This is a genomic window from Paenibacillus sp. J2TS4, assembly GCF_018403245.1.
In the GTDB taxonomy this organism is placed as follows: Bacteria; Bacillota; Bacilli; order Paenibacillales; family NBRC-103111; genus Paenibacillus_L.
In genome coordinates, this window is sequence record NZ_BOSH01000024.1 from 1 (window position 1) to 22,580 (window position 22,580).

Genomic DNA, 22,580 nt, shown 5'->3' on the forward strand with positions numbered 1-22,580 from the left:
AAATTCGCAAAAACGTGCACGCATTCATGGATAAGATCAAGGGAGATCCCCTAAAGATCATTGACCGTCTTTGCATCAGGATGGAATCAGGCGAGCTTCAGGAAATTATTTAGTTCAACTTATATAGAATCGCCTGCCAGCCTGCTTCTTGCATCTCAATGGAATTGGTGGTTTCTGCTTCAAAAGCTTCAATGACCTTAGTGTCGTTTTCTTGACTAATAAAAGTGATCGCAACTTTTCTTCCATCTTCCATAGTGTAAGAAATAAACTCGTTTAATCTAACTTCATCATAAACTCCACCAAAATCAAATCCAAAGCTGCCGTCCTTAGCTTCCATTCTTGTTAGGAATCTCCCGCCAACCCTTAAATCATTTTCGGCATTCGGCGCGTGCCAGTCATCAGAAGCATTACACCATTTGGTTATATGCTGTGGCTCTGTCCAATATTCCCACACTTCTCCAACGGATGCATGAACTGTAGTTTCTACCGTTATTGTTACGTTATTACTTGTTCCCATTTTAATTACCACCTCACTATAAAAAATTTAAATTTTTTGTTAATTATATACGGTAAAAACATCCTCTTCAATACACACCATTTACAATAAAAACTTAATCTTTCCGATATATCCTTACTATGCAATTAATCAAAATTCAACATAAATGGATGCTGTTCTTCATTTAAACAAAGCTCAATTCTTTCCCTAAAATTTCTAAAGGTTACCATCTCTAATGCTTCTTCAATGGGAAAAAATCCTACTTCTAAAGACTAGCCACCTCATCGTCCTCCCATTCTAGAATCCATATAACTATATTACCACTATTTCCCTGATGGTGATAGTTTCGTCCATGATCTTAGTACAAAACGGCTCGGTCCCGCCAATCCTGTAAGCTTCGCAAACAATATGATACGGTTCTCCGGCCCCATTCATTTACCTGTATATAAGCACTTTTTATAGTTGACCAAAACCAAAACCACTGCCACTATAAAATAGAATAGAGCAGTAACTATCAGAATCTGTAGTAGCCTATCTCCAATTTGAATAGCCATAAAATAATTGAACAGCTGGTGGACCATAATGGGGATCAAGAGATTATGATTCAAGTTATAAAATACGGTTATCATTACTTGTACTGAAACGATGGAAATCAAGAAGAAAAAACTATACAGTATCAATGCCATTCCTGAATACCCTGACATAAGCCATAACGGGGCATGCCAGAATCCCCAAGTCACTCCAACGATCATGGCTGATTTTAATGGACTGAAGCTTTTTTGCAATTCAATTAATACAAATCCGCTCCACCCTAGTTCTTCCCCAAGCGGTCCTAAAAATAAATTATAGAAAAATACTATAAGCAGTGTAGTCCATGAAGCCGTTAATTGTTCGTATATGGGCACATTCCATACCGTTTGTGTAATGAAAAGACTTCCTGCCAAAATAAAAAATTGAAGCAGAAAAACGCACAATACCGTGGATAGGCTTATCCTTTCACGAAATTGGCTTTTTATAAAGTCCCACAGATTTCCTTGCGGATAGATTTTACGAAACATCGCTACGAAAACAAATGTAGCCGTCCATGCGGATAACACTTTTAATATTTCCACTGTCGGTTGAGACTTTAAAACAAATAGGACCAGCCCTATAACCAGAAGAAAAACATAAAACATCCCATATGTCCATAGAATATATCTTCTTATCATTCCATTCAATTTAATCGCCCGCCTATAATTTGTTTTCAAATGAATAAAAACCAACAGAACAATTGGTACCTGTTCCATTGGTTTAAAAATATAAACTATGGGGTTACCCCCAGGTCAATAGATCCCTGGAAAGTAATTTACTTTTCTTCAACTGGAATAAATAATTCCAAGAATACCCGCTCCTTGTTGTCCAGATAAGTAATCAGACGAGTATTAGCAAAAGCAACCCCCTTAGGCTTTAGTCCCTGTTCCTTTCCCCAAACTAAAGTAGGTTCAAAAACTTTATATTTAATATCATCATTTCCATTTTGATACCTGCCATCCTCAACAATCGTATAAATGCATTTAGAATACTCCAAATAACATCTGTTTTTTTCCTTATGTTTCGTTTCAGGCTTTTCGACAATATACATCTTGGAATCCAGAAACCCGTTTTCGTCAAAAGTAAATGTTCTCATGATTTTACTTAGAATATCTTCCTTCAACAAATCCATATTTTCCAAGATGGCCGGATACTCCAGAAAAGCATTAAAATCAGAAATCTCCCCTATGACTTCGTATGTTGGGAGCTCCCTGATGGAATATTGGTTTAAGTTCTTTTTGACTTCTTCACAAAATGCTTTGGTTTCTTTTATTTTTTGAAGCATATATGTTTTAATCCGTATGGTTTCTTCTAATTCTTTGGCTTTTTTCTCTAATAAAGTTCCCAGCTCATCGATTTCGCTTCCTACCTGTAATTTCTTAACTTCCTTCATCGATAAATTTCTCTTTTTATAAAAATCGGCCACCATTAATGTGTAAATATCATAAAAATCATACTGCCTGTAATTATTTGCTTCTTCCTGTTTTGGTTTTACAATACCCTTTTCCTCATAATATCTCAGCGCATCTCTTGTTACTCCTAAGATTTCCGATAATTGGCTTGTTCTATATGTTTTGCTATCCCCCATTTCAAGTCAACCTCCTAATGAATGTGTCACACTTCACGATATTTTTCTTCTACTAAAATAAACACTTAGTGCATTAAACTCGATATGTAAGATTATAGGTAATAATATCGACTTTGTTTGATCAGCAATGATTCCAAAAAAGATACCTCCAGAGAATGCAAACATCATAAACCTGATACTCATTCGTGACAATTTATAATACTGAAGATGGCAGATTGCAAATAGGAAAGCGGTAATCAGTACAGTATACTTAACGGGTAAGCCCACGATGGTTAGTGGTAAAACAGAGGTCGTGCTATTGCTTAAAATGGGGAGCATCAAACCTCGAAAAACTGCTTCTTCAATTAAAGGGTATGAAATAACAAAATGAATCGTATCGTGCCTTCCCATTGGGTTATATCCCGACGATCGAGCGATTAGTAAATTAACCAATGCAACAATGAGAAATAACGCCATTACTGACCATAGGCTATCTGGAATATTGTATATATAATTATGCTTTGAAAATATAGATACTACAATTACGATGATTCCCCAAAAATAGATGGTGTATTTCTTTAGATCAATCCTTGTTATTATCTCTACCCCTTTTTGAACGAATATGAAAGAAAATGTAAGCAAAAGAGATACCCCGAGTGCGATAAACAAATATCTTCACACCTTTTAAATATTTTTACATTAGAACTATCCATTAGCCAAGGGGATCCAACCTATCAGGAGCGCACCTAAGCCTTATTCCATGCTTGATAATATTCATCAATTGTTTGATAGCGATCGCCTTTGTCAGCATTGACAGCTTTTAGAGCTGTAAAATATTGCTTCTCTGTACCTTGCCATTTTTCAAATGAACGATCCATTCCGCCTCCAAACAGTTGAAATGCGGTAGCCCCCATTAAAAAAACATTTGACCTTTCATCAATCTCTGCACCTAGTTGAAATTCTTCAGGCGACATGTACCTGCTTGAGCCCCACATTCGTCCCATCGTATTTACTACGGGCTTTTTTCGATAAAATTCAATGTCGCAGATCATAGTCCGTTTTCTACTAAAGTCGTACATTATACATCCATCGTAAAAATCAATAGCGATATAACCACGCTTGTTTGCATGTATGTGAAATAATAATATGTCCTTGTAAATATCCAATTTTTCTTCGAGCGGCAAAGATATGAATTTACCCAAAGAATTATATTGTTTGCCCATACATTCGCCTTCAAACCACTCAAAGACAGTAAGATATCCCCCTTTTATCTCCTTATGTTCAATCATATCAATGAGCTTGGGATGACGTAAATCTTCGTAGACAGATACGGTTGTTTGAAGTCGACTTATTGCTTCATCAATACTTACATTGCTTTCTAAAGTTGCTGCGCCCGCCATTTTCAAGAACAGCTTTTGATTTTCGTTTTGAACTCCAAAGCACAAATAGCCGGAATCCTGTTTATCGAACACAGTAAAGACCTTACCGTATTCGGATAAAAAATAAAAATCAAAATCTTCTTTCAATTCAAATGATACCCCATCGATTAGTTTAGTTATCATTCTACTTCCCCACATTTGATATTTTTTTGTCCTGCCCGGCAGTTCAATTCTGTTCCGTTTATATTTTCTGATACATAACATATTCGTAGTCTAGTACCAAGATCCCTTTTAGGGGGGGGGGGGCCATCTTCATCTCAGGAAGCCTTTGGACAATCAGTTTGTTTTGCCGCGTTAACCCCGTGAATTGCGCGTTGTCCAGCTCCTTTATGTATGTTAGAATAGCTACTTATTAAAGAACTTTAATAAGTTGTGGTGATGAATATACTAAAGCAGCCTTTTGTTAATCCGAAAATGATGGGCGAAATGATTCGTCAACAGATTCGTGCGGCGCTCTACCGCGATATTGAATCGACCAAGGCTGAGCTTGCGCAGAGCACGGGCATCAGCTTCCCTACCATCAGTAAAGCGCTCGATGAAATGAATGATTCCGGAGAGGTACTGTTAATGGGGTTGGGCTTATCCAGCGGCGGCAGACGACCAAAAACCTATAAGTTGAATCCCGACTATATGACAGGGCTTGCCGTATGTCTGGAGAAAGATTTCTCCTTCTACTTGATACTTAACTACGAGGGGGACATCATCGGCCGGGAGACACTTTCCGGCGTGCTGCAAGCCGGTCCGGAGCTCTTGACCGAACAAATCGGGACATTTCTGGCGCGGTTCCCCTCCATGCATGTTCTTACGTTGGGCATCCCCGGCGCGGTGAATAACGGCCGCGTGTCCCACATGCCAGGTTACGAGAGGTTTAAGGATTTCAACTTCGGAGCCTTTTACGAAGAGCGGTTTTCCCTCCGGGTCCAAGTCGAAAATGACATGAACACCACGGTTATCGGTTATTACGACCGCATAGGCAGCGATGATTCGCTCTCTCTTGTGTACTTGTACTTAGGCAAGAACGGACCGGGTGCCGGTATTATTGTAAATGGGCACGTTGTGAGAGGCGGAACCTTTTTCTCGGGTGAGGTTTCCTACGTGCCGCTGTCCGATACGCAGAACTTCATGCAAATGCTTGATGCTGCTTTTGCCATACAGGACAGCAATGAGAGCCGTTCGAAGCTTATGGAAGCTATAAGTCGTCTTGTCGCTGTCTTCACAGCCACTATCAATCCGCATATCATCATTTTCTGCAGCTCGGAAATAACCAAACTTGATCTGGTGCAAATCCGAAATAGGAGCGCTTCGTTCGTTCCGGAAGAGAATCTGCCGAATCTTGTTGTTAGCGACTGGGAGCAGGATTATTTTCACGGACTGCATCAATTAACAGTAAGTAGTATGCTGGCAGCGGATTGAGGACTGGCCGGCTTAGGAGGACATACATGAATCATTCATTAGACCGCAAACAAATTCATTTATGGCGTATCGCCATTTATTTCATTTTTGCACTGCCCGGGTTCACTATAGCATCATGGGTATCGCGTACGCCAGCGATTCGGGATACACTAGGGGCAACAACGGCGCAAATGGGCTGGATTATTTTTGGAATGGCCGTAGGCTCCATCATCGGTCTATTGATCGCCAGTCATCTTATTGCTCATAAGGGCGGACGCTTCGTCATGGTAGCTGGCCTGATGGTCAGCTGCGTTGGACTTGTAGTCATAGGTCTGGGCGGCTCATGGCTGGCTAACGGCATCACGGTGTTCTTGGGGTTGGCGGTCTTCGGATTCGGGAACGGAATATGTGATGTGGCGATGAACGTGGAGGGAACGGCGGTTGAGAGAGCCGCTCATAAGTCGCTCCTAACCGGTTTTCATGCCGCCTTCAGCGTAGGCACACTGCTTGGCGCAATGGCCGGATCGGCTGCGATTAAGATCGGTCTATCGGTCTCTTTCCACATGGCGCTTGCCGTGGCGGTTATCATCCTGTCTATTTTATGCCTATACCGTCTCGTACCTGCAGGCACCGGGAAGGAGACTGTCGGCGATTCGATGGCTCCGCCAATGAGCGCCAAAGAACGCATGTCCGTATGGAAAGAGCGGCGTACGGTTCTGATCGGGATCATTGTATTTGGAATGGCTTTTGCGGAAGGCTCTGCCAATGACTGGCTGCCGCTTATTATGGTGGACGGCTACAAGGCTACCCCTGCCATGGGATCATTCGCTTTCGGCCTATTTGTGGCCGCGATGACAATTGGCCGGGCGGCAGGCGGCAGGCTGCTCGACCGGTTCGGCAGGGTTGTCGTTCTGCGGGCATCCGCGCTTTTAGCGATTGCGGGACTGCTTATCGTTATATTGGGGCAGAGTTACGCAGTCGCCATTGTCGGAATTGTGCTTTGGGGACTTGGCGCGGCAGTCGGCTTTCCGGTGGGGTTGTCCGCTGCGGGAGACGATCCACGCGGAGTTGCGGCCAGGGTAAGCGCAGTAGCGACGGTTGGTTACCTCGCATCCCTTGTCGGGCCGCCTTTTTTGGGGATTATAGGAGAATCGGTCGGCCTGCTTCGTGCCCTGTTTGTCGTGCTTATCGCGGTAACCGTCGCCGGCTTGCTGTCACAAGCAGCGAAGCCCACGGAATCGGATGCGTCCGATTCCATGATGATGTAGCCCGAAAATGGTTGATCATTTACATTATTTCATATAATGAGTCCTATCCACTTCTTGAGTTAGCTGGTTCGGTTCCTCCTGCACCTCGCCTCGAGCCGCCTGGCCGGAGGAATGGGGATTTCAAAAGACGAATAATCGGTTTCTATTTTTTAAACCGGTTGCATGACAAACTGGAACGGCAAGTTAAAAAGAGCCTCCTTTAACGGTAACGGGATGGCTCTTACTTACATTGGCAAGTAATCAAACTCTGTTCCTAACAAAAAAACTATTTCTCAATTTTGCCCTCTTCTTGAAGGCTGTAAAGAAGGAGAAGCTCTTCACGGTCAACAGTTACTTGTATACACTGAAGGATCGGTTTAATAATCATTATTGTTCAGGTTCCCATCCAACTTGTTTTGTTGTATTCATATAAACACCTGTTATATCAATTGGCTTAATAACGATACCCGTCTCCTCAAGAAACTCTCGGCAAATTGCTTTATCCAGGGGTTCCCCCAATTCAACATTTCCACCTGGCATTTCCCATGTATCTGAGCGCCAATGTGTTCTAAGCAACAATACCTCACCACTCTCATTGGTGACTAGAGCTGAAACCGAAATACATTGTTTAGGAACTTGATACTCCAATCTAACCCCCTCCTTCATCTCTTACCTTTATACGCTTCCATCGATAGGAAAATTCCTTTAAACTTCCCTACCCTTTTTAGAATCCATTAGCAGAGAGCATCCAGCCTTTCAGGAGCGCACCCCCGTCTGAATGGTTGCCTGCAACAAGGTCACCTCCGTGTCGCCTGATGATTTTGTGGGAAATAGTCAATCCTAGACCGACACCTCCGGTTGAACGATTTCTCGATGCTTCCCCACGATATAGGGGTTCAAATACTCGTTGAAGCTCCTCCGGGGAGAAGCCTTCCCCTGTATCCTGAACAGTAAAGGTCACTTGGCCGCCCTCCTTAAAGCATTGGACAAAAATTTTACCATAGCAAGGTGTATGCCTGACCGCATTATCCAATAGGTTGTTCATGGCCCGCTCCAATAAGTGAGAATCGCCCACGACTACGCAATCTTCCCCAAAATGCTCGACGATAATAGAGATATGCTTTTGCCGGGCTAGAGGATTCAGGCTGTCTATAGACTTCTGTAATACAACTGGAAGATCAACCTTGCTTTCTTTGAGTTCCATCTCTAAATATTCTGTCTTCGCAAATGTAAAAAGTTCCTCTGCCAAGCGGTCCAATTGGGCCGACTTTTCCTTACAAACCGCCACATACTTTGCGATTTTATCCGGTGAATGGGCAATGCCTTGCTCCAGACCATCCAAATAGCCTCGTAAAGCGAATAAGGGTGTCCGTAAATCATGGGCAACCGCAGCAATGACAAATCGACGTTCTTCTTCCAATTCCACTTGTTTCTGAATGGATTCTTGGAGACCCTCTACCATCCCTTTAAATCCGTCACGTACTTCAGTAATTTCTGTGATCCGGAACAAAGGTAAGTGGACGTCCAAATCTCCCTCTGCGATTTGTCGAACCCCCAGACTCATTTGCTCAAGAGGTTTGAGAATGAACCTTCGCATGGCATATCCGACAATAATAAAGGCCAGCAGTAGTCCAACGAATGCCGCAATCATCTGAATCACCCTAGAATTCGGCTGGTAAATGATTACCCTTCCGAGTACGCGTCCGTCCTGAAGGACCGAAAACTGTTCCGTTCGAAGCAATGAACGATTCCGTTCAAGGGTGAATCGAAAAATTTCCTGATTGGAGTCGGATAAAATAGCCACGCCCATGCTGGTTTCCTGTAACTGTCCTTTCAATTGGTTTTGCCAAACAGGGTTGGCCCAGTTTTCCGTATTGGTCTCTATGAGGTGGATCGTCTCGGCTAAGTCTCTTTTTTGAGAATCATTCATGTCGAAGCTGAGCGTTTTTGTTTCAATGAAGTGTGCGGTTACGTAAAATAACCATGGCAACAGGAGGATAAAAAACAAGCTGAGAATGGTAAACGTACGAATGCGAATAGTCCTCATATCATTCTCCTTTGAAGCGGTAGCCTATACCCCATACGTTGACTATATATTGGGGATGGTCCGGGTCGGGTTCCATTTTCTCACGAAGTCTACTAATGTGAACTCGAACGGTATGTTTGTCGCCAACTCCATCCCAGAATTTGTCTAGTAATTGGTCGTAAGAAAAAACATATTGTGGATGTTCGGCAAATAATCGCAGCAATTCATATTCTTTCGGCGTAAGTGAGATGCTTTGCCCTGCCAAAAATACTTCTCTCGTGGATAAATCCAGAGTGAGGCGTCCATAATCCAAGACCCTCCTATGGAATTCCTTCTGAGAACCGGAGCGTCGTAAAACAGCCTTCACCCTGGCCACAATCTCACCCGGCGAAGCGGTTTTAACTATATAATCATCTCCCCCAAGGGCGAGACCACGAATCTTGTCTACATCATCGCTGCGAGCACTTAAGAAAAGGATAGGTACGTTGCTTTCCGTACGAATCTCCCGACATAACTCGAAACCGTTTTTTCCCGGCAACATGAGGTCCAGAACGATGCAATGAATGGTACCTTGCTTAAACACAGCCAGTGCCTGAGTGGCATCATAAGCAGTTTCTACACGAAAACCGTCATTCTCCAAGAAGTCCCTCAATAGTTCGGCAATGCTTGTGTCATCGTCGACGACTAGAACCGTCTGTAATTCCTTCATGAAAATCCCACCTTTTCCTCCGATGACTCTCCCCGGATACTAACTATCCATCCAAGTCCATGTTTAGTTTATCATTTTTTCAATAAGGAATACGCAAAGTTCAAGTTTCAGGATGGATTGTGATGGTTTTGTGATGGTTTTGGACCATCGTTTGAGACACTTAAAGGTTATTCTTTCATTGTGAAACGATCGGCGAATATCCGCTGCGAATCGAGTGCAATGTTTCGCCACACTCTTTAACTGCTTGAAGGGAGAGAATAGCTATGAATGTTCAAATTGTTTTGTTTGATGGATTTGATTTATTAGATGCCATTGCACCCTATGAAGTATTTACTGCTGCTGCCATGTACTCCAATGAGGAGATAACCGTTGAGCTGGTATCCGCCGAAGGTGCACGAATGGTAACAAGCGGAGTCAATCCGTTAAAGCTTCAAGCAAGTAGTAAACTTGATTTATCCCGTAAAGGGATCATTCTTGTTCCGGGAGCCTCTGGCCCTGTTAATGATAATGGCCCCGATTCCATCCCGGTAAAATTAAAAAAAGCCTCTGAGACTGAACTAAGTAATCTACTTCAAGAAGCCATTAAGAAATCTGATCTCTTACTGTCCACAGTTTGTGGCGGTTCGCTCATTTTAGCAATGAATGGTTTATTAGAGGGCCGTCATGCCGTTACGCATCATATGGGAATGGACCTTTTGAGTGCTGCTAACGCTATTCCAGTCAATGCCCGTATTGTAGATGATGGCGATCTCGTCACGGGTGGCGGCGTTACTTCAGGGCTCGATGTTGCCCTTTACTTGGTTGAACGAGAATTAGGCCCGCGTATAGCACTCGCTGTGGAGCAATTATTTGAGTATGAACGCAGGGGGACGGTTTGGAAAGCTGAAGGAAGTGCACCTAAAGAAAGCCAACAAAAAAATCCAATTGAAGCGACAAGGGAGCCTTCCTCTGTCCAAGCTAATAAGAACGTTAATGTTCAAGGGAAATGGGATACCACCATTTCCACTCCTATTGGAAAGCTTTCCGTTATATTAGATATAACTTCTGAAGATGGACAAATAGCAGGAATGGCACAGCAAGGAGAAGAGATTGTCCCCTTGGACAATCCTATACTAGAAGGGAATCAATTAAAGTGGTCCATGAAAGTTACTAAGCCCATGCGTCTTACGTTAAAATTTATCGTGTCTATAGATGGGAACAAGATGTATGGTGAAGCAAAAGCTGGAGTCCTTCCCTCATCCAAATTAACTGGACATCGTATTTCTTAAGATGAAGCTTCCTTAGCATTCAACGGAGGAATGGACCTAATGAAAAAGACCATTGGAATAATCCTTTTAATCATCCCGATCCTGTGGGTATTTCATACATTTTCCAAAAATTTTATGGTTGATCCTGCTTTCGAAAAATTTATTTCCAATAAGGATCTAATTCTAACAGATACATCCCTATGGATATTCATGATTCGTATTCATATTTTGCTGGCTATTATTTCGCTTCTAACGGGCCCCTTAGGAGTCATTAAAAGAATACGGGCTAAATCAACCAAGTTCCACCGTTGGAATGGCCGATTATACGTCTTGTCTATCCTTTTAAATTTCATTCCCGGAGTCTATGTCTCTTTCTTTGCCACCGGGGGATGGCCAAGCACAATAGGGTTTCTTATCCTAAATACATTATGGCTTGGAACCACTATCCTTGGTTACTGGTATATCAAGAGACGAAAAGTCATCTTGCATAGTCAATGGATCACCCGAAGTTTCTTTCTTTCCTTTGCCAATATGACGATTTATATCATTGTAGCCATTGCTCATAACGCAATGAATTTTTCCTATGGAAATGCCTACACGATAGCGGTGTGGCTATGTTGGATTCTTAATCTGCTTATAGCCGAATTCCTAATTAGACAAAAAATATTTGAATAACAATCGGGCCCAACATTGAATCAGTGCTTGAATTTCTTTACCGCCATTCTAACTGGATTTTAGGGCAGGCAAGTTTTTCGGGACAGCCTGACTTAGTGGAGTGATGATCGGTTTTCCTCCCTTATTTGATTGGACGAACCTAAATTGCTGCGATACTACATCAATTATGAAGCGGATGGAGATGTTCGAAAGAAAAGCCTGCGAAAATACATGAATTCTCTTTCCAAATGGCTGAATCCCTGCTTCAACAAGCAAAAAGATGTACTATTGCAGGCTTTAATCCAACTACTCAAGTGTTCTCTCAAAAAGATGCACTTCTGCAGTCTTTTGCATAGCTGCACTCTGCCAATCTTATAGCCTGAAAAGCCTGAAATGAATAATGATTCCCTAAAATCGTTTCATCGGACAGACTCCGAGTCGGCTAGCGACGATCTGTCAATGGCTGCCTGACAAAGTCAAGGACTGATTATCGTTTTGAGCCAAAAATCGACTACGTAATTTTCGTTGGAGATTTACAACGGGGTTCCGTTCTATTTGTATATATACATTTCACATGAGATAAGAGGCTTAAAGGTCGTCGAAGTAATCGGCGACCCTGCTGTTGATTTAACTATCGTTCCCGTTAGCAGAAAGCCTTAGATCTTTAATTATTGCAAGAAAGCTATGGCCTTATCAATGATTGAATCCACCGCTTCAACAGTATCGACTACTAGCTCGCCATCGAACGGTTTAGTGCTTAAATCAGTATAGTATTTTTTCAACTCGTCAAAATCAGTGATCATTTGGTTTGGAAGGGGATCAATCTTTCTAATATTGAGACGATCAGCCCAAGTTTTCTCATCACTACAAATACAAAGAATAGATTTAAAACTATATTTCTGGTTTTCTAACCACATTATAAAATTTCTCATCTCCTCTTCTTTGTTGAAAGAGAAATCTAGAATAAATCGCATATGGGTAAATGCATTGGTCTGTAGTAATCGAAATAAGATACCATACGATATTTTATTTCTTTGTTCGTGATCCCCAGTATAACTGGCAACAACGTCATAAAAATCATCTTTCCGAATAATGGGAATATTCAGTTTGGCACTAAGTTGATCAGATTTTTCCCGACTCCTGGGCGTCCTCTTAATAGAATAACCTCGGCCATTGTAATTCCTCCTCATAATTCTGTTGTATGTTCAGCCATGACATGAACATGCCTAAATATGGAAATCGGGCAACTACGCTATCCAGCCTATAGTTCCATTCCGATAAATGATATCCCTTTGTTTTGTTCCCTGATGAGGTCGATCGATGCCCGAAACAACATGACAAAATGGACATTCGTATCCGTCGGGCTTATGTGAATATGCTTTCATCATCCCCGTTCAATCCCCTCTCATATTTACTCAGTTAGATCGAAAGATTGCCTGGTAGCTCTTAATGAGGCTGCACTGTTTATCTAACGGCAGATGCACCTTCTGCGAATATTCTACAATGTACTTGAATCTATAGCATTCAAAATATCCTTTACCAAAAATGCTGATATAACTTCACGATTGAATTCATTTAAACTTATTATCTTTACTTCCTTTAAATATTTAATTTTGTCGATTTCAGGATGACTGTCTAAAGGGATCGTCCCAACAACAATATGATTATCGGAAACAATCTCCTGTACTATTTTTTGAAAAGAGGCAGATAGCATCTGCATAAATCCAATTTCATCGATTATAATTATTTTCTTTGTACTCAAGCTATCCTGTAATATTTTAATAGCAAAATGTTCGAACTTTTCTACATCAACACCGTACCTTCCAATTCGAGTTTTGCTGGGATTTTCTACATTCGCGATTTCTACACTTTCTCCACTAACAACGGACACACATCTGAAACCTATTCGATCATTTGAATTGATTATTTCCTCCGTATAGAAACCACCACATATATCTGTTCCAATTTCATTTATGAGTTTTTTTATCAACGTCGTCTTGCCCATTCGAGGCTTTCCCGTAAGTAAAAATACGTTTTTGGAATGGTTAGGTTCTCCGTCTAACCTCGACAACAGCTTATAATTCGGCGCGTTCAAATCCCATGTCTCATATGGGACTGAATTTACTGCATGTAGCGCATCCAGTATGCGCGACTTTAGTTGAGGTCTTTTTATGTATTCGTCAATGTTTGTTTCGTCCATCTCTAAATATCTGGCCTCTAGAATCTCTTCTGGCTGAATTCTTATTTCACCACTAACATATTCCGCGTTAAAAACGACAGACAAAACGTGAATCCGTTCATTGTAGTAAACTCCGGACACTCCTAGGGGACGTATAAAAATTCCTGTTTCCTCCAGAAATTCTCGACACACCGCTATATCTAACGGCTCGCCGGCCTCAACAAATCCTCCGGGTATTTCCCAAGTGTCCGAACGCAAATGGGTTCGAACCATTAAAACATGCCCATTCTCATTCTTAACAACTGCTGAAACAGCAATCATATGCTTTGGCTGATCATACATTGTTAAACACCCACCAATTTGATTTGTATAATTCGATGTCCGACTGAAGGACATAGTATCCGAAACCAACTACCTATTCCTCATCATACCACGACATGGAAAATAGTGGTCGATTTTCTAGTCGGGAAGAACTAAAAACCCCTGAAACCCAAGGTCTCAGAGGCTCTGCAATTCCTTTATTCCACAAGCTCACCAACATTCCCCCACAATACCTCTCGGAACTTTCCCACAACAAAATTTTTCTCCGTCACTATTGAAAATAGGGCTCCTTACTGTATTCCTCAACCCTTCTGGCATAGTTTTTGCTAAAGGGATAGAGTATCGTGTGATATCGTATGACTCCTCATCACCAATTGAAACAAAACGTACTTTGTCGTCCTCCAAATTTATAGGGCGAATTTTTAAGGAAATGTAGTCATAGCCTTTGGTGAAAGTAAACCATTCCTGTATTCCATCATCCAATATTCTTTTATAGCCACCTTCGAACTTAAAGCTTTCAGGAATATCTTTTGGTATCAGTTCAGAGAACTCAGCTTCATTGAAGAAGTTACTATTATCGTAAGATATCTGTTCACCAACCTGTTTCTTCCTATCGATTACGTTAGACTCTACTAGATATTTGTTTTTGGCTACCTATCATTCTCTGGGAAGGTTGTTAAGGACAATTATTGTTAAACAATCCTGTCCGTTAGCTTAACAAGAAATTCAAACGTGGTATTATGATTGTATACGAGGGGCTCATAAAGCTGATGGAATAGATAAGATTATTTTCATAACAAACAAAATCACCAATTCCCTTTACGGTTTTGGTGAATTTTTATTGCATGCGCTGCCTATCTCTTAGCATCGATCGCTTTAAATATGTTTCGGCGTACGAACTCTATACATTCTGTCCGATTCACTGTACCGCCTAAGACCGTTACAATCCAGTTCACGTACTCTGTCACCACATAACGCCCTCATGAACCTTGTTCAATTCGAAAAACTCCCATTCGCAATCGGACAGCTCAGGTCTCACAATAAAAGCGATCATTTCCGAAGGGACCGAGCCGCGCTGGGCCAATCGTCGCTTTGGCAGGCTACTGTTGAGGCATTGCCTTTGGCGGTACTCTCGGTCACTTTTTTGTCGTCGTAGAAGATACGGCAGGTAATGAAAGTAGCTGAAGCGGATGCTGTGGCTGAAATTTCCGCGGACTTGAAGTTGAATGGTTTACTATGGTCAACCGAGAGCTCAAGAGTGTAGGGAAGCGTTATGTCGGCTTCTTCTCGTGAGTCCGTGCCGTTTCGCGTTTTCAGTTCCAGGGAGACACTGTCCGCAGTGGGTGCGTCGCTTTCGATGACGTACCTCACGATGCCGCTCTTGGCCGCGGGTGTGTAGTCGTTGCCGTTGCATCCGAGCAGAGAGGAGGCCATCGTGACAGCGATGGCCCACCCTGCTGCACGCCAAATCGAATGCCTTGGTTTACTTGTGCTGACTGAGGTTCTCATAAAATCTATCCTTTCAGGAAAAAAGTCATGCCGAATCAGGGTTTTGCAACAATCATCCAAGCAACAAAATTCAATAAAGCCCCCAAATAATACACATGTATTATTTGAACTGAAAAAAGTATATCATCCGCATTCAAATAATACAAGTGTATTATTTCGTTGTGTGTAAAGAAAACCTTTGCTACAATGAAGACATGACAAAAATTGTAGATCACGATCAAAGAAGATTAATCATTGCTGAGGCTGCTTTGCGTGTCATCAGACAGGTGGGCATGAAGGGAGCGACCGTTAGAAATATTGCCCGGGAGTCGGGCTTGTCACTTGGTGCTTTGCGCCATTATTTCTCGACTCAGGATGAGCTGCTTGATTTTTCCATGAGATTGGTGAAGGAGCGGGCAACAGCTCGTATTAATGATCTTGTCTCCTTAGACATGCCGCTGGTTCAAAAGGTGCTGTGGATTTTGCTGGAACTATTACCCACAGATGACGACAAGCTGGCAGAAATGGAGGTGTGGTTTGCATTCACAGCTCACTATAGAAACAGTGGCACCGCATTTGACGTGCAGCACGATGGCATACTGGACCTTGTTGGGCGTCTGCTTCGTAGCTTGAAGGAGTCAGGAGTGCTGAGGCCTGAACTTGATTGTGCAATGGAAACAGAACGGTTATACGCTTTTATTGATGGCATAGCGCTGCACGCATTTCTGGATACGAAGAGGGTAGATTATGAACGAATCGTAGATTTGGTGACTTATCATATGAAATCTATCTGTATAGAAGAATCGTTTCTTTTTTAAAAGTTATGTTAAACAATATTGTTGTGTATTCCAGATAGAATTGGTTGTGCTTCACGTCTTTCCTCATTTTATTGCCACTTATGCGGATTCAGCTACATTGTCCTTTACACTAAGTTGTTACAGAGTACGACATCGGGATATTTAATTCATCAAGACCATTAGAGAGAGAAAGTCCCCACTTATTTGATAGTGGAACTTCGATCGACTACCGTTACTTGTTCAACTAGGTCATGACGCGGTTTTTGAACCAGCTTGCTTACTTCCTCCGCCGATTTCTGGCCGCTCAAATACGATTTGACCTCTTCCTTGATGATGGAATCGACTTTCTTATCGATGGAAGCACTAACTTTAGCCCCCTCTAAAATAGTTTTTGCATATTGGACTTGTTCTTCCACTAATTTGGCATCCTGGATCAATCCTTGTCCGGCATTTCCTACTGAAACGACTCCGGACTGCTGAATCCCCGTTCCCCTCTGTGCGTATTTTGCTTCGCTTCTGATCTACCTTAAAGCTTGTGCGAACCCTAATCTCCATGTAGGATACAGCGGTTCCCATTGCTGGAATAATGATTTTTACTGCTTGTTCGAAAATCGATTTGGGCAGTGTTTGTTTCCCCTGATAGTACCCCTTTGATAAGTTGTAAATATCCCCAAAATCCGCTCCATTTTAAAATGTTTTCTTACGCATCTTTTATTATGAATTGTTAATAATATTATTTATTTTCGTCCATTTCTTGTTTATAGTGTCGGGTCAGATATATTAAGGAAATATATGACATTAGATGTCATATTTAAATGCTATGCTTGATAAGCAGTGAATTTAACATTCGCAAAGGAGAGAAGGAAATGAAGCGACCCATTGTATTATACATTGCAGCATCGTTGGATGGGTATATTGCGCGGGAGAATGGAGAGATTGATTGGCTCTATGAAGTAGAAGGAGAGGGAGACAACGGCTATAGCGAATTTTATGAGACGATTGATACGGTATTAATGGGCAACAAAACATACGAGCATACCTTTGAACTAGCTGATCAGTTTCCCTATCCGGATAAGAAGTGCTATGTGTTCTCACGTTCCGAACGGCAGCCCAACCCGCATGTGACCTTTGTCACCGGGGATGTACCGGAGTTCATTGAGAAACTGAAAAAGCAGGAAGGCTCCAAAATCTGGATTGTCGGTGGAGCCGAAATTCTTGACGTACTCTTGAAAAACAAACTCGTCGATGAGTTTATCATTACGATGATCCCAACGATTTTAGGTAGTGGGATTCCGCTGTTCAAAAAAGAGAATCCGGAATTGAAGCTTTTCCTGGCCGAGACCAAACGTTACGGACAAATGGTTCAACTGCATTATACAGTGAAATCCTAAAGCTTCTAACAAATTGAATATTTGAGCTGATGCGTTATCTGGGCGTGAGTTTAGTATTGCCGCTCTCACGTCCTTTACTTTGAGAAAGAGAAAAGGACTGCCCCGCTTGTTGCAACAGGGCAGTCCTGGAAAAGCACCGCAAGAGGTCAACCCGCTTGCGTTACTTTTTTGTTTTTTCTTAGGAAAAGAGATACAACCATCGCAATGATCGAAATGATCAAGCCAAGCATGAACGTGTCACTGTAGCCGGCAACAGATGCCGTTAATTGTTCAGTTACATCATCAGGACTAGTTGACTGTGCCAAATGACTACTGGAGCGTGCGGTCATGGTCGCGATGAACAATGCTGAGCCAATCGCACCGGCAACTTGCTGCAGCGTACTGAAAATAGCAGATCCATGCGCATAGTATTCAGGCGTAATCTGATTCAGTCCATAGGTTTGGACCGGGACCAGAATGAGCGCCACACCTAGCATTAATAGACAATGCGTTAAGATAATCTGCAAGCTCGTCGACTCTAATGTGAATCCGGTAAAGAGATACATCGCAATGCATAAGATCAATATACCTGGAATAATAATGACTCTGGCGCCAAATCGATCAAATAGTTTTCCTGTAACAGGAGACATTAGTCCATTAACGACACCCCCAGGCAACATTATAAGTCCTGATTGAAATGCTGTCACCAACAGCACGCTTTGCAGAAACAAAGGTAATAATGTGATTGTTGCGAACATCGACATCATAACAATAATTAATAGTATAATCGAGAGCGAGAACAACGGAAATCGGAAGGTGCGCAATTCCAAAATCGGATTTGAAATACGCAGTTGCCGGACTGCGAATAAAATCAAGGCCAGGCTGCCAATGATAATGGACCAATAAACTTGCGGATCTGACCAGCCTTCATTTCCTGAAGCGCTGAATCCATATACAACACCGCCAAAACCTAAGGTCGATAAAATAATGGACAGCACATCAACTTTGGGTTTTGTGATCGTGGTTACATTTACAAGATAGCAATACCCGATGAAGATGGAAATGATAGTAATGGGAATAATAGTATAGAACAGCCAGCGCCAATCCATTGCATCAATAATAATGCCTGAAAGGGTAGGCCCGATAGCGGGGGCAAATGTAAATATTAAGAAGAGCAACCCCATAACCGAACCTCGTTTTTCCGCAGGGTAAATATTTAACAACGTATTCATCAGCAGCGGGATAATTAGTCCCGTACCAATGGCTTGAATCACTCGGCCGACTAATAACAACATAAAAGCGGGGGCCGTTGCAGCGACGATCGTACCTATTAAAAAGGTAATCATTGCGGTTAAAAAAAGCTGTCTAGTAGTAAGCCATTGTTGAATTAAAGCCGTTATGGGAATGAGTGTGCCGACAACGAGCAGGTAAGCCGCAGTTAGCCACTGTATTGTGGTGGCGCCGACCTGGAACTCCTTCATCAGCACAGGCAAGGCATTGCCTAGCAGCGTTTCGTTTAATGTCGCCACGAATGCTCCCATCATAAGGGCGACCATAATTGGCATTCGCTTCACTTTCTGTAAATCCAAATCCATGTAAGTGCCTTCCTTTCGTGTAATATAGGATGAGTTATGAAGTCGATTCCAATTATAGTGATCATTTGGGCTGCAAAATATATTTAATACACCTACTTTGTACAGTTAGGAAACAGTATCAAATAAATGTCTGAGAACTTGAGCGGAATAGAGGGGGCAATTGGGATGGATTTGAGAAAACGCCGCTCCATACAATTTTTATGGAAAGCCTTGTTTGATCTAATGACAGTAGAAAAGATGGGGGTTTCCAAAATAACTGTAGATCAAATTTGTGAAAAAGCAATGGTTCATCGTTCCACGTTTTATAAGCATTTTGATGACAAATTCAGATTGCTGGAGTATGGGCTGAATCAGCTGATGGAGCCATATTGGGATATCCCATTAGAGAAAAGGATCTTAAGGCCCTTTTTTTGGTCCAATGATTTTTTTGAAGGCTCCGAGTCCAATAAGTTAGTTCGTTCGCAGCAAAGTGATGAACTATTCTTTGATTGCATGACGGCTTACTCCATGCGGTTATTGAAAAAAGACGCCTTAAAGTTCATCCAGCATTCCAAAACGATCGACATCCCTCATGACTTGTTAGCAGAATTTCATGTAGCTGCAATGGTTGCTTTAAGTACATGGTGGCATAAAAACCCCAATCTGGCGGGCTTAGCACAGATGGATCAATATTTTCAAAGATTGGTGAATGCAAATATTTTTGATTGTGAAGAAGAGAGAGAAAAATAGAATGCCCTGGTGAAGAGGTCTTTTCAACTCCCCGGAATATTTATGCATACTCTATTATTCATACCAAAATAAAATGCTGTCGCGTTAGAATTTTAAATTAAAAAAAGCTCAATCCCAGAGTTATGATCAAGCTCCCGATTATGCACAAAAGGCCGTCGAAGTAATCTGCGGCCTAGTTGTCAGTGATTCAACTATCGTACCCTTAGTTTAATTTCAAATCTCGTTTTGCTTCTCAATAAACTCATCCTTAGTTAACCCAAACAAAATAAAATCTAAATATTGACCATTTATATATACCACCTGTCGACGTACACCTTCTTGAATGCAGCCAAGCTTTTGCATCATCCTGGCAGAACCTTCATTTCCTTCAAGAACACAGTCATTGAACTTATTGAGTCTACGTTCCAAGAAAGCATATTTTAAGAGGATTTTCATAGCCCTCGTACCGCAACCCTTGCCACGATGCTCTTTATCTATCACTATCCCTATACTAAACGTCCCGTTTCTCTCGTCGATACTGTTTAAATTGATACCGCCTATACTTTCTCCGTTCAAATTTTCAATGGTAAACATTATTCGTCCATTAGTTGAAGAAAAATCAGCGTTTTCCTCTGCGAACTTTTTAGCCCCTGAGATTGTAGGCGGTAATTCAATAGCACATTCTAAAAGACGACGTGCAGGGGTATCAAATCCGCTTATGTAACAACTCTCCCAATCTTCGGCCTCGATTGCACGCAATCTGACTTTATCATCTTGCCAATAATAATTGCTGTAATCTATATCTCGCATAATATCCTCCAAAGATAAATTGTGTAGTTCCTCACCATTTATGAACCAAATATTTACTTTTACGAGGAATTATAATGTAATCGGCGGCCTGGTTCGGTGATGGGAGGGAGGGTCTAGCTCCATTTTTGAAAACCCAGCTTTAATAAGGATTCTTGTATTTCTTGGTCTACTTTGCTTTTGGAAGTCGCAAATTCCACAGTAGATAAAGCACTTGGAAGTTTTTGACGGATAAAGGAATCAAAATCGATGGCCGTTTTGAAAATGCGAAGCTTGCGCAGCGAAGGCAATTGCTCCATTCCCGTCAACCGAGCCAAGCCTTTGCAATTCGAAATAGATAGCTCCTCCAGCGCCTTCATCTCCCGGTCAAAGCCGATTTCATGCAATTGGATTTGATCCTCGATCACAAGCCTCGTTAGCGCTCGGAAGTTCGTAATATGGGTCAGGTCATGAAAACCGCGGACTCTACAGATCTCCAAGTCATCGATTTCATTCTCTTCGATCTCCTGAATATGCTCTCGACCTCCAAGCAAAATGCGAAGGTGCTTCAGCTTCTTCAGTCGGTTAATAAAATGTAACGGTAATTTGCTGATGGAATGCAGCGCCAGATAATTCAAGCCCTCCAGATAGCCTATCGCATCCAGGTTTTTCACCTTGCCCCCGACATGCAATTGTTCCAGATGAGGGAACTCTTTAAAATATTGCAGGTTGAGGATCTTTTTCTCCGATATAATTGATAAATCTCTTAGAGACCGCAGCGAGTCTATTCCCAAAATGTCCGAATTCTCCAGCTCGTATATGCCTAGGTTCAAACTGTACAAGTGTTCCAGCGTCACCAAGGCTTCGGTGTTATGCGCCCGGGCGAGACAATTGAGATGCAGCATTTTGACATGGGGAATCCGCAAGAGAGTATGGCCATCAAACGAGAGGGAATAGTGGCCGTAGAAACGTACTCCGAAATTTTCATCCAAACGCGCGCAAAGCTCATCCACTTCCTCCAAGATGGAGCCATAAAACTGCGGGTGAGAGAACTGGACAATCACTTGGTTGCCTCCGTGCAAGTCCTGCTCAATCTGAACCCGGTCCAGCGCAACAGGATTGTTGATCAGAATCTTCCTTTTCCATATTTTGCGCATTCGTAAACCCTCCTATTTGCCATGGATCACAAGTCCATATTTATTGAAGATCCACGATTGGCCCATATCTTGAATCGCATCGCGGCTTATACGAACAGATGGCTTCTGCTCTTTCATCGCCTCCGGGTCAAGCGCCGAGAAGCGAAGCGGCTTTGTTCTTTTTTTAATATAACCCGTTACTTGTTCGAAAAACGCATACGTCAACGGCCTATGATCCCGAATATCCTCGTAAATGTAGTACTTCCCTTTTTCATCTTCCAAATCGACTTGAAATCCTTTAGGAAAGGAAAGCAAAATACACGGCAGTTCATCCTCTGCCCATTGTCCGTAATAGGGGAAATCAACGCCTTCATTTCTCACGAAAAATCCCGAGTTTTCATGATCAGACGTAATGGAAATAGAATAAACAAAGAAGGGGTGAGCATCCTTCCTTTTTTCCGCCGCCGCAAAATACCGATAATAGGCTTGATAGGCCTCATAAACCTGAATCTGATCATGCTCTGTCCGGGCGTAATTCGTAAGGTGAAATTGCGGTTTCCTATCTTCAAAAAGCTCCAAAAAGCTTTTAAACTCTTCCGGCGTTATGAAGAATCGAAGTTTATAAAATCCGCTGTTCTTTAATCTATCCATTTCTTTTCTCCCCGACATGATGAATGATTAACATGCGTTGATATTTACGCAGGCGTTAACTTAACGTTACTTATAATATAGTTTAGCTTATCAGGGCTATCGGCGGAATAGTTGAATAAGCCTAAAGCTTAAAGCGATTTTAGTATGGTGATCGTATGCGGGATCATCCTTAGTTAAAGCTGTTTACTGCTTTTACGCGAAT

23 protein-coding genes and 1 pseudogene are annotated in these 22,580 nt (G+C 42.0%); 8 read left to right on the forward strand and 16 right to left on the reverse strand.

Translation table 11 applies throughout. The features are described from left to right. Positions 1-109: 109 nt before the first annotated feature. The 6 genes and pseudogenes from KJS69_RS28115 to KJS69_RS28135 all read right to left on the reverse strand — a co-directional run bounded on the left by KJS69_RS28115 (position 110) and on the right by KJS69_RS28135 (position 4,195). On the reverse strand, positions 110-517 hold the full coding sequence (locus KJS69_RS28115; RefSeq protein ID WP_213587392.1) for an SRPBCC family protein: 408 nt from the start codon (positions 515-517) through the stop codon (positions 110-112). 125 nt (positions 518-642) lie between these two features. Beyond that, positions 643-768, reverse strand: a pseudogene (locus KJS69_RS29870) (NUDIX hydrolase); the annotation flags it as partial. 159 nt (positions 769-927) lie between these two features. Beyond that, positions 928-1,704 (reverse strand): type II CAAX endopeptidase family protein, encoded by a 777-nt coding sequence (locus tag KJS69_RS28120; protein ID WP_249730745.1) that lies wholly within the window; start codon positions 1,702-1,704, stop codon positions 928-930. A 137-nt stretch (positions 1,705-1,841) separates the two neighbouring features. Next, a complete protein-coding gene (locus tag KJS69_RS28125) occupies positions 1,842-2,654 on the reverse strand; it encodes a MerR family transcriptional regulator (protein WP_213587396.1) in 813 nt (270 codons plus the stop codon). Between the two features lie 33 nt (positions 2,655-2,687). Beyond that, positions 2,688-3,110, reverse strand: a complete 423-nt coding sequence (locus KJS69_RS28130) for a CPBP family intramembrane glutamic endopeptidase (RefSeq protein ID WP_306434438.1) — start codon at positions 3,108-3,110, stop codon at positions 2,688-2,690. 269 nt (positions 3,111-3,379) lie between these two features. After that, a complete protein-coding gene (locus tag KJS69_RS28135) occupies positions 3,380-4,195 on the reverse strand; it encodes a protein kinase family protein (RefSeq protein WP_213587398.1) in 816 nt (271 codons plus the stop codon). Between the two features lie 255 nt (positions 4,196-4,450). On the opposite strand from KJS69_RS28135, the gene KJS69_RS28140 reads away from it, so the two are divergent. Together KJS69_RS28140 and KJS69_RS28145 are read left to right on the forward strand one after the other, a co-directional pair. Further along, complete coding sequence (locus KJS69_RS28140) at positions 4,451-5,485, forward strand: ROK family protein (RefSeq protein ID WP_249730742.1); 1,035 nt, start codon at positions 4,451-4,453, stop codon at positions 5,483-5,485. 26 nt (positions 5,486-5,511) lie between these two features. Next, positions 5,512-6,732: an MFS transporter gene (locus KJS69_RS28145; RefSeq protein ID WP_213587400.1), complete on the forward strand. Its 1,221-nt coding sequence runs from the start codon at positions 5,512-5,514 to the stop codon at positions 6,730-6,732. Between the two features lie 366 nt (positions 6,733-7,098). Here the strand turns inward: KJS69_RS28145 and KJS69_RS28150 are convergent, their stop codons facing one another. The 3 genes from KJS69_RS28150 to KJS69_RS28160 all read right to left on the reverse strand — a co-directional run bounded on the left by KJS69_RS28150 (position 7,099) and on the right by KJS69_RS28160 (position 9,446). Continuing rightward, complete coding sequence (locus KJS69_RS28150; protein WP_249730743.1) at positions 7,099-7,359, reverse strand: NUDIX hydrolase; 261 nt, start codon at positions 7,357-7,359, stop codon at positions 7,099-7,101. Between the two features lie 76 nt (positions 7,360-7,435). After that, on the reverse strand, positions 7,436-8,758 hold the full coding sequence (locus tag KJS69_RS28155; protein ID WP_213587404.1) for a sensor histidine kinase: 1,323 nt from the start codon (positions 8,756-8,758) through the stop codon (positions 7,436-7,438). Between the two features lies 1 nt (position 8,759). Continuing rightward, entirely contained in the window at positions 8,760-9,446 is a 687-nt protein-coding gene (locus tag KJS69_RS28160; RefSeq protein WP_213587406.1) for a response regulator transcription factor, read from the reverse strand. 263 nt (positions 9,447-9,709) lie between these two features. Here KJS69_RS28160 and KJS69_RS28165 point away from each other — a divergent pair, with 263 nt between their 5' ends. Further along, complete coding sequence (locus tag KJS69_RS28165; RefSeq protein WP_213587408.1) at positions 9,710-10,714, forward strand: DJ-1/PfpI family protein; 1,005 nt, start codon at positions 9,710-9,712, stop codon at positions 10,712-10,714. 189 nt (positions 10,715-10,903) lie between these two features. Further along, positions 10,904-11,368: a DUF2306 domain-containing protein gene (locus KJS69_RS28170; RefSeq protein WP_249730747.1), complete on the forward strand. Its 465-nt coding sequence runs from the start codon at positions 10,904-10,906 to the stop codon at positions 11,366-11,368. Between the two features lie 647 nt (positions 11,369-12,015). Here KJS69_RS28170 and KJS69_RS28175 read toward each other — a convergent pair. Continuing rightward, on the reverse strand, positions 12,016-12,264 hold the full coding sequence (locus tag KJS69_RS28175; RefSeq protein WP_213587412.1) for a hypothetical protein: 249 nt from the start codon (positions 12,262-12,264) through the stop codon (positions 12,016-12,018). Between the two features lie 581 nt (positions 12,265-12,845). After that, complete coding sequence (locus KJS69_RS30130; protein WP_213587414.1) at positions 12,846-13,868, reverse strand: nucleoside-triphosphatase; 1,023 nt, start codon at positions 13,866-13,868, stop codon at positions 12,846-12,848. 1,414 nt (positions 13,869-15,282) lie between these two features. Between KJS69_RS30130 and KJS69_RS28185 the strand changes: the two genes are divergently transcribed. Both KJS69_RS28185 and KJS69_RS28190 read left to right on the forward strand, forming a co-directional pair. After that, positions 15,283-15,525, forward strand: a complete 243-nt coding sequence (locus tag KJS69_RS28185) for a hypothetical protein (RefSeq protein WP_213587416.1) — start codon at positions 15,283-15,285, stop codon at positions 15,523-15,525. A 25-nt stretch (positions 15,526-15,550) separates the two neighbouring features. Further along, entirely contained in the window at positions 15,551-16,153 is a 603-nt protein-coding gene (locus tag KJS69_RS28190) for a TetR/AcrR family transcriptional regulator (RefSeq protein WP_213587423.1), read from the forward strand. Positions 16,154-16,332: 179 nt separating this feature from the next. On the opposite strand, the gene KJS69_RS28195 is transcribed toward KJS69_RS28190, so the two are convergent. After that, complete coding sequence (locus KJS69_RS28195; protein WP_213587425.1) at positions 16,333-16,548, reverse strand: hypothetical protein; 216 nt, start codon at positions 16,546-16,548, stop codon at positions 16,333-16,335. A 450-nt stretch (positions 16,549-16,998) separates the two neighbouring features. On the opposite strand from KJS69_RS28195, the gene KJS69_RS28200 reads away from it, so the two are divergent. Beyond that, entirely contained in the window at positions 16,999-17,523 is a 525-nt protein-coding gene (locus KJS69_RS28200) for a dihydrofolate reductase family protein (protein WP_213587427.1), read from the forward strand. A 146-nt stretch (positions 17,524-17,669) separates the two neighbouring features. Here KJS69_RS28200 and KJS69_RS28205 read toward each other — a convergent pair whose 3' ends face one another. Further along, positions 17,670-19,097: an MDR family MFS transporter gene (locus KJS69_RS28205; protein ID WP_213587429.1), complete on the reverse strand. Its 1,428-nt coding sequence runs from the start codon at positions 19,095-19,097 to the stop codon at positions 17,670-17,672. Positions 19,098-19,262: 165 nt separating this feature from the next. Here KJS69_RS28205 and KJS69_RS28210 point away from each other — a divergent pair, with 165 nt between their 5' ends. After that, a complete protein-coding gene (locus KJS69_RS28210) occupies positions 19,263-19,826 on the forward strand; it encodes a TetR/AcrR family transcriptional regulator (protein ID WP_213587431.1) in 564 nt (187 codons plus the stop codon). A 213-nt stretch (positions 19,827-20,039) separates the two neighbouring features. On the opposite strand, the gene KJS69_RS28215 is transcribed toward KJS69_RS28210, so the two are convergent. The 3 genes from KJS69_RS28215 to KJS69_RS28225 form a co-directional block, all read right to left on the reverse strand. Continuing rightward, a complete protein-coding gene (locus KJS69_RS28215) occupies positions 20,040-20,615 on the reverse strand; it encodes a GNAT family N-acetyltransferase (RefSeq protein WP_213587433.1) in 576 nt (191 codons plus the stop codon). Between the two features lie 113 nt (positions 20,616-20,728). Then, positions 20,729-21,748 carry a leucine-rich repeat domain-containing protein gene (locus KJS69_RS28220; protein WP_213587435.1) on the reverse strand — a complete coding sequence of 340 codons (1,020 nt, stop codon included), beginning with the start codon at positions 21,746-21,748 and terminating at the stop codon, positions 20,729-20,731. A 12-nt stretch (positions 21,749-21,760) separates the two neighbouring features. Further along, on the reverse strand, positions 21,761-22,378 hold the full coding sequence (locus KJS69_RS28225) for a hypothetical protein (protein WP_213587437.1): 618 nt from the start codon (positions 22,376-22,378) through the stop codon (positions 21,761-21,763). Positions 22,379-22,580: the final 202 nt, after the last annotated feature.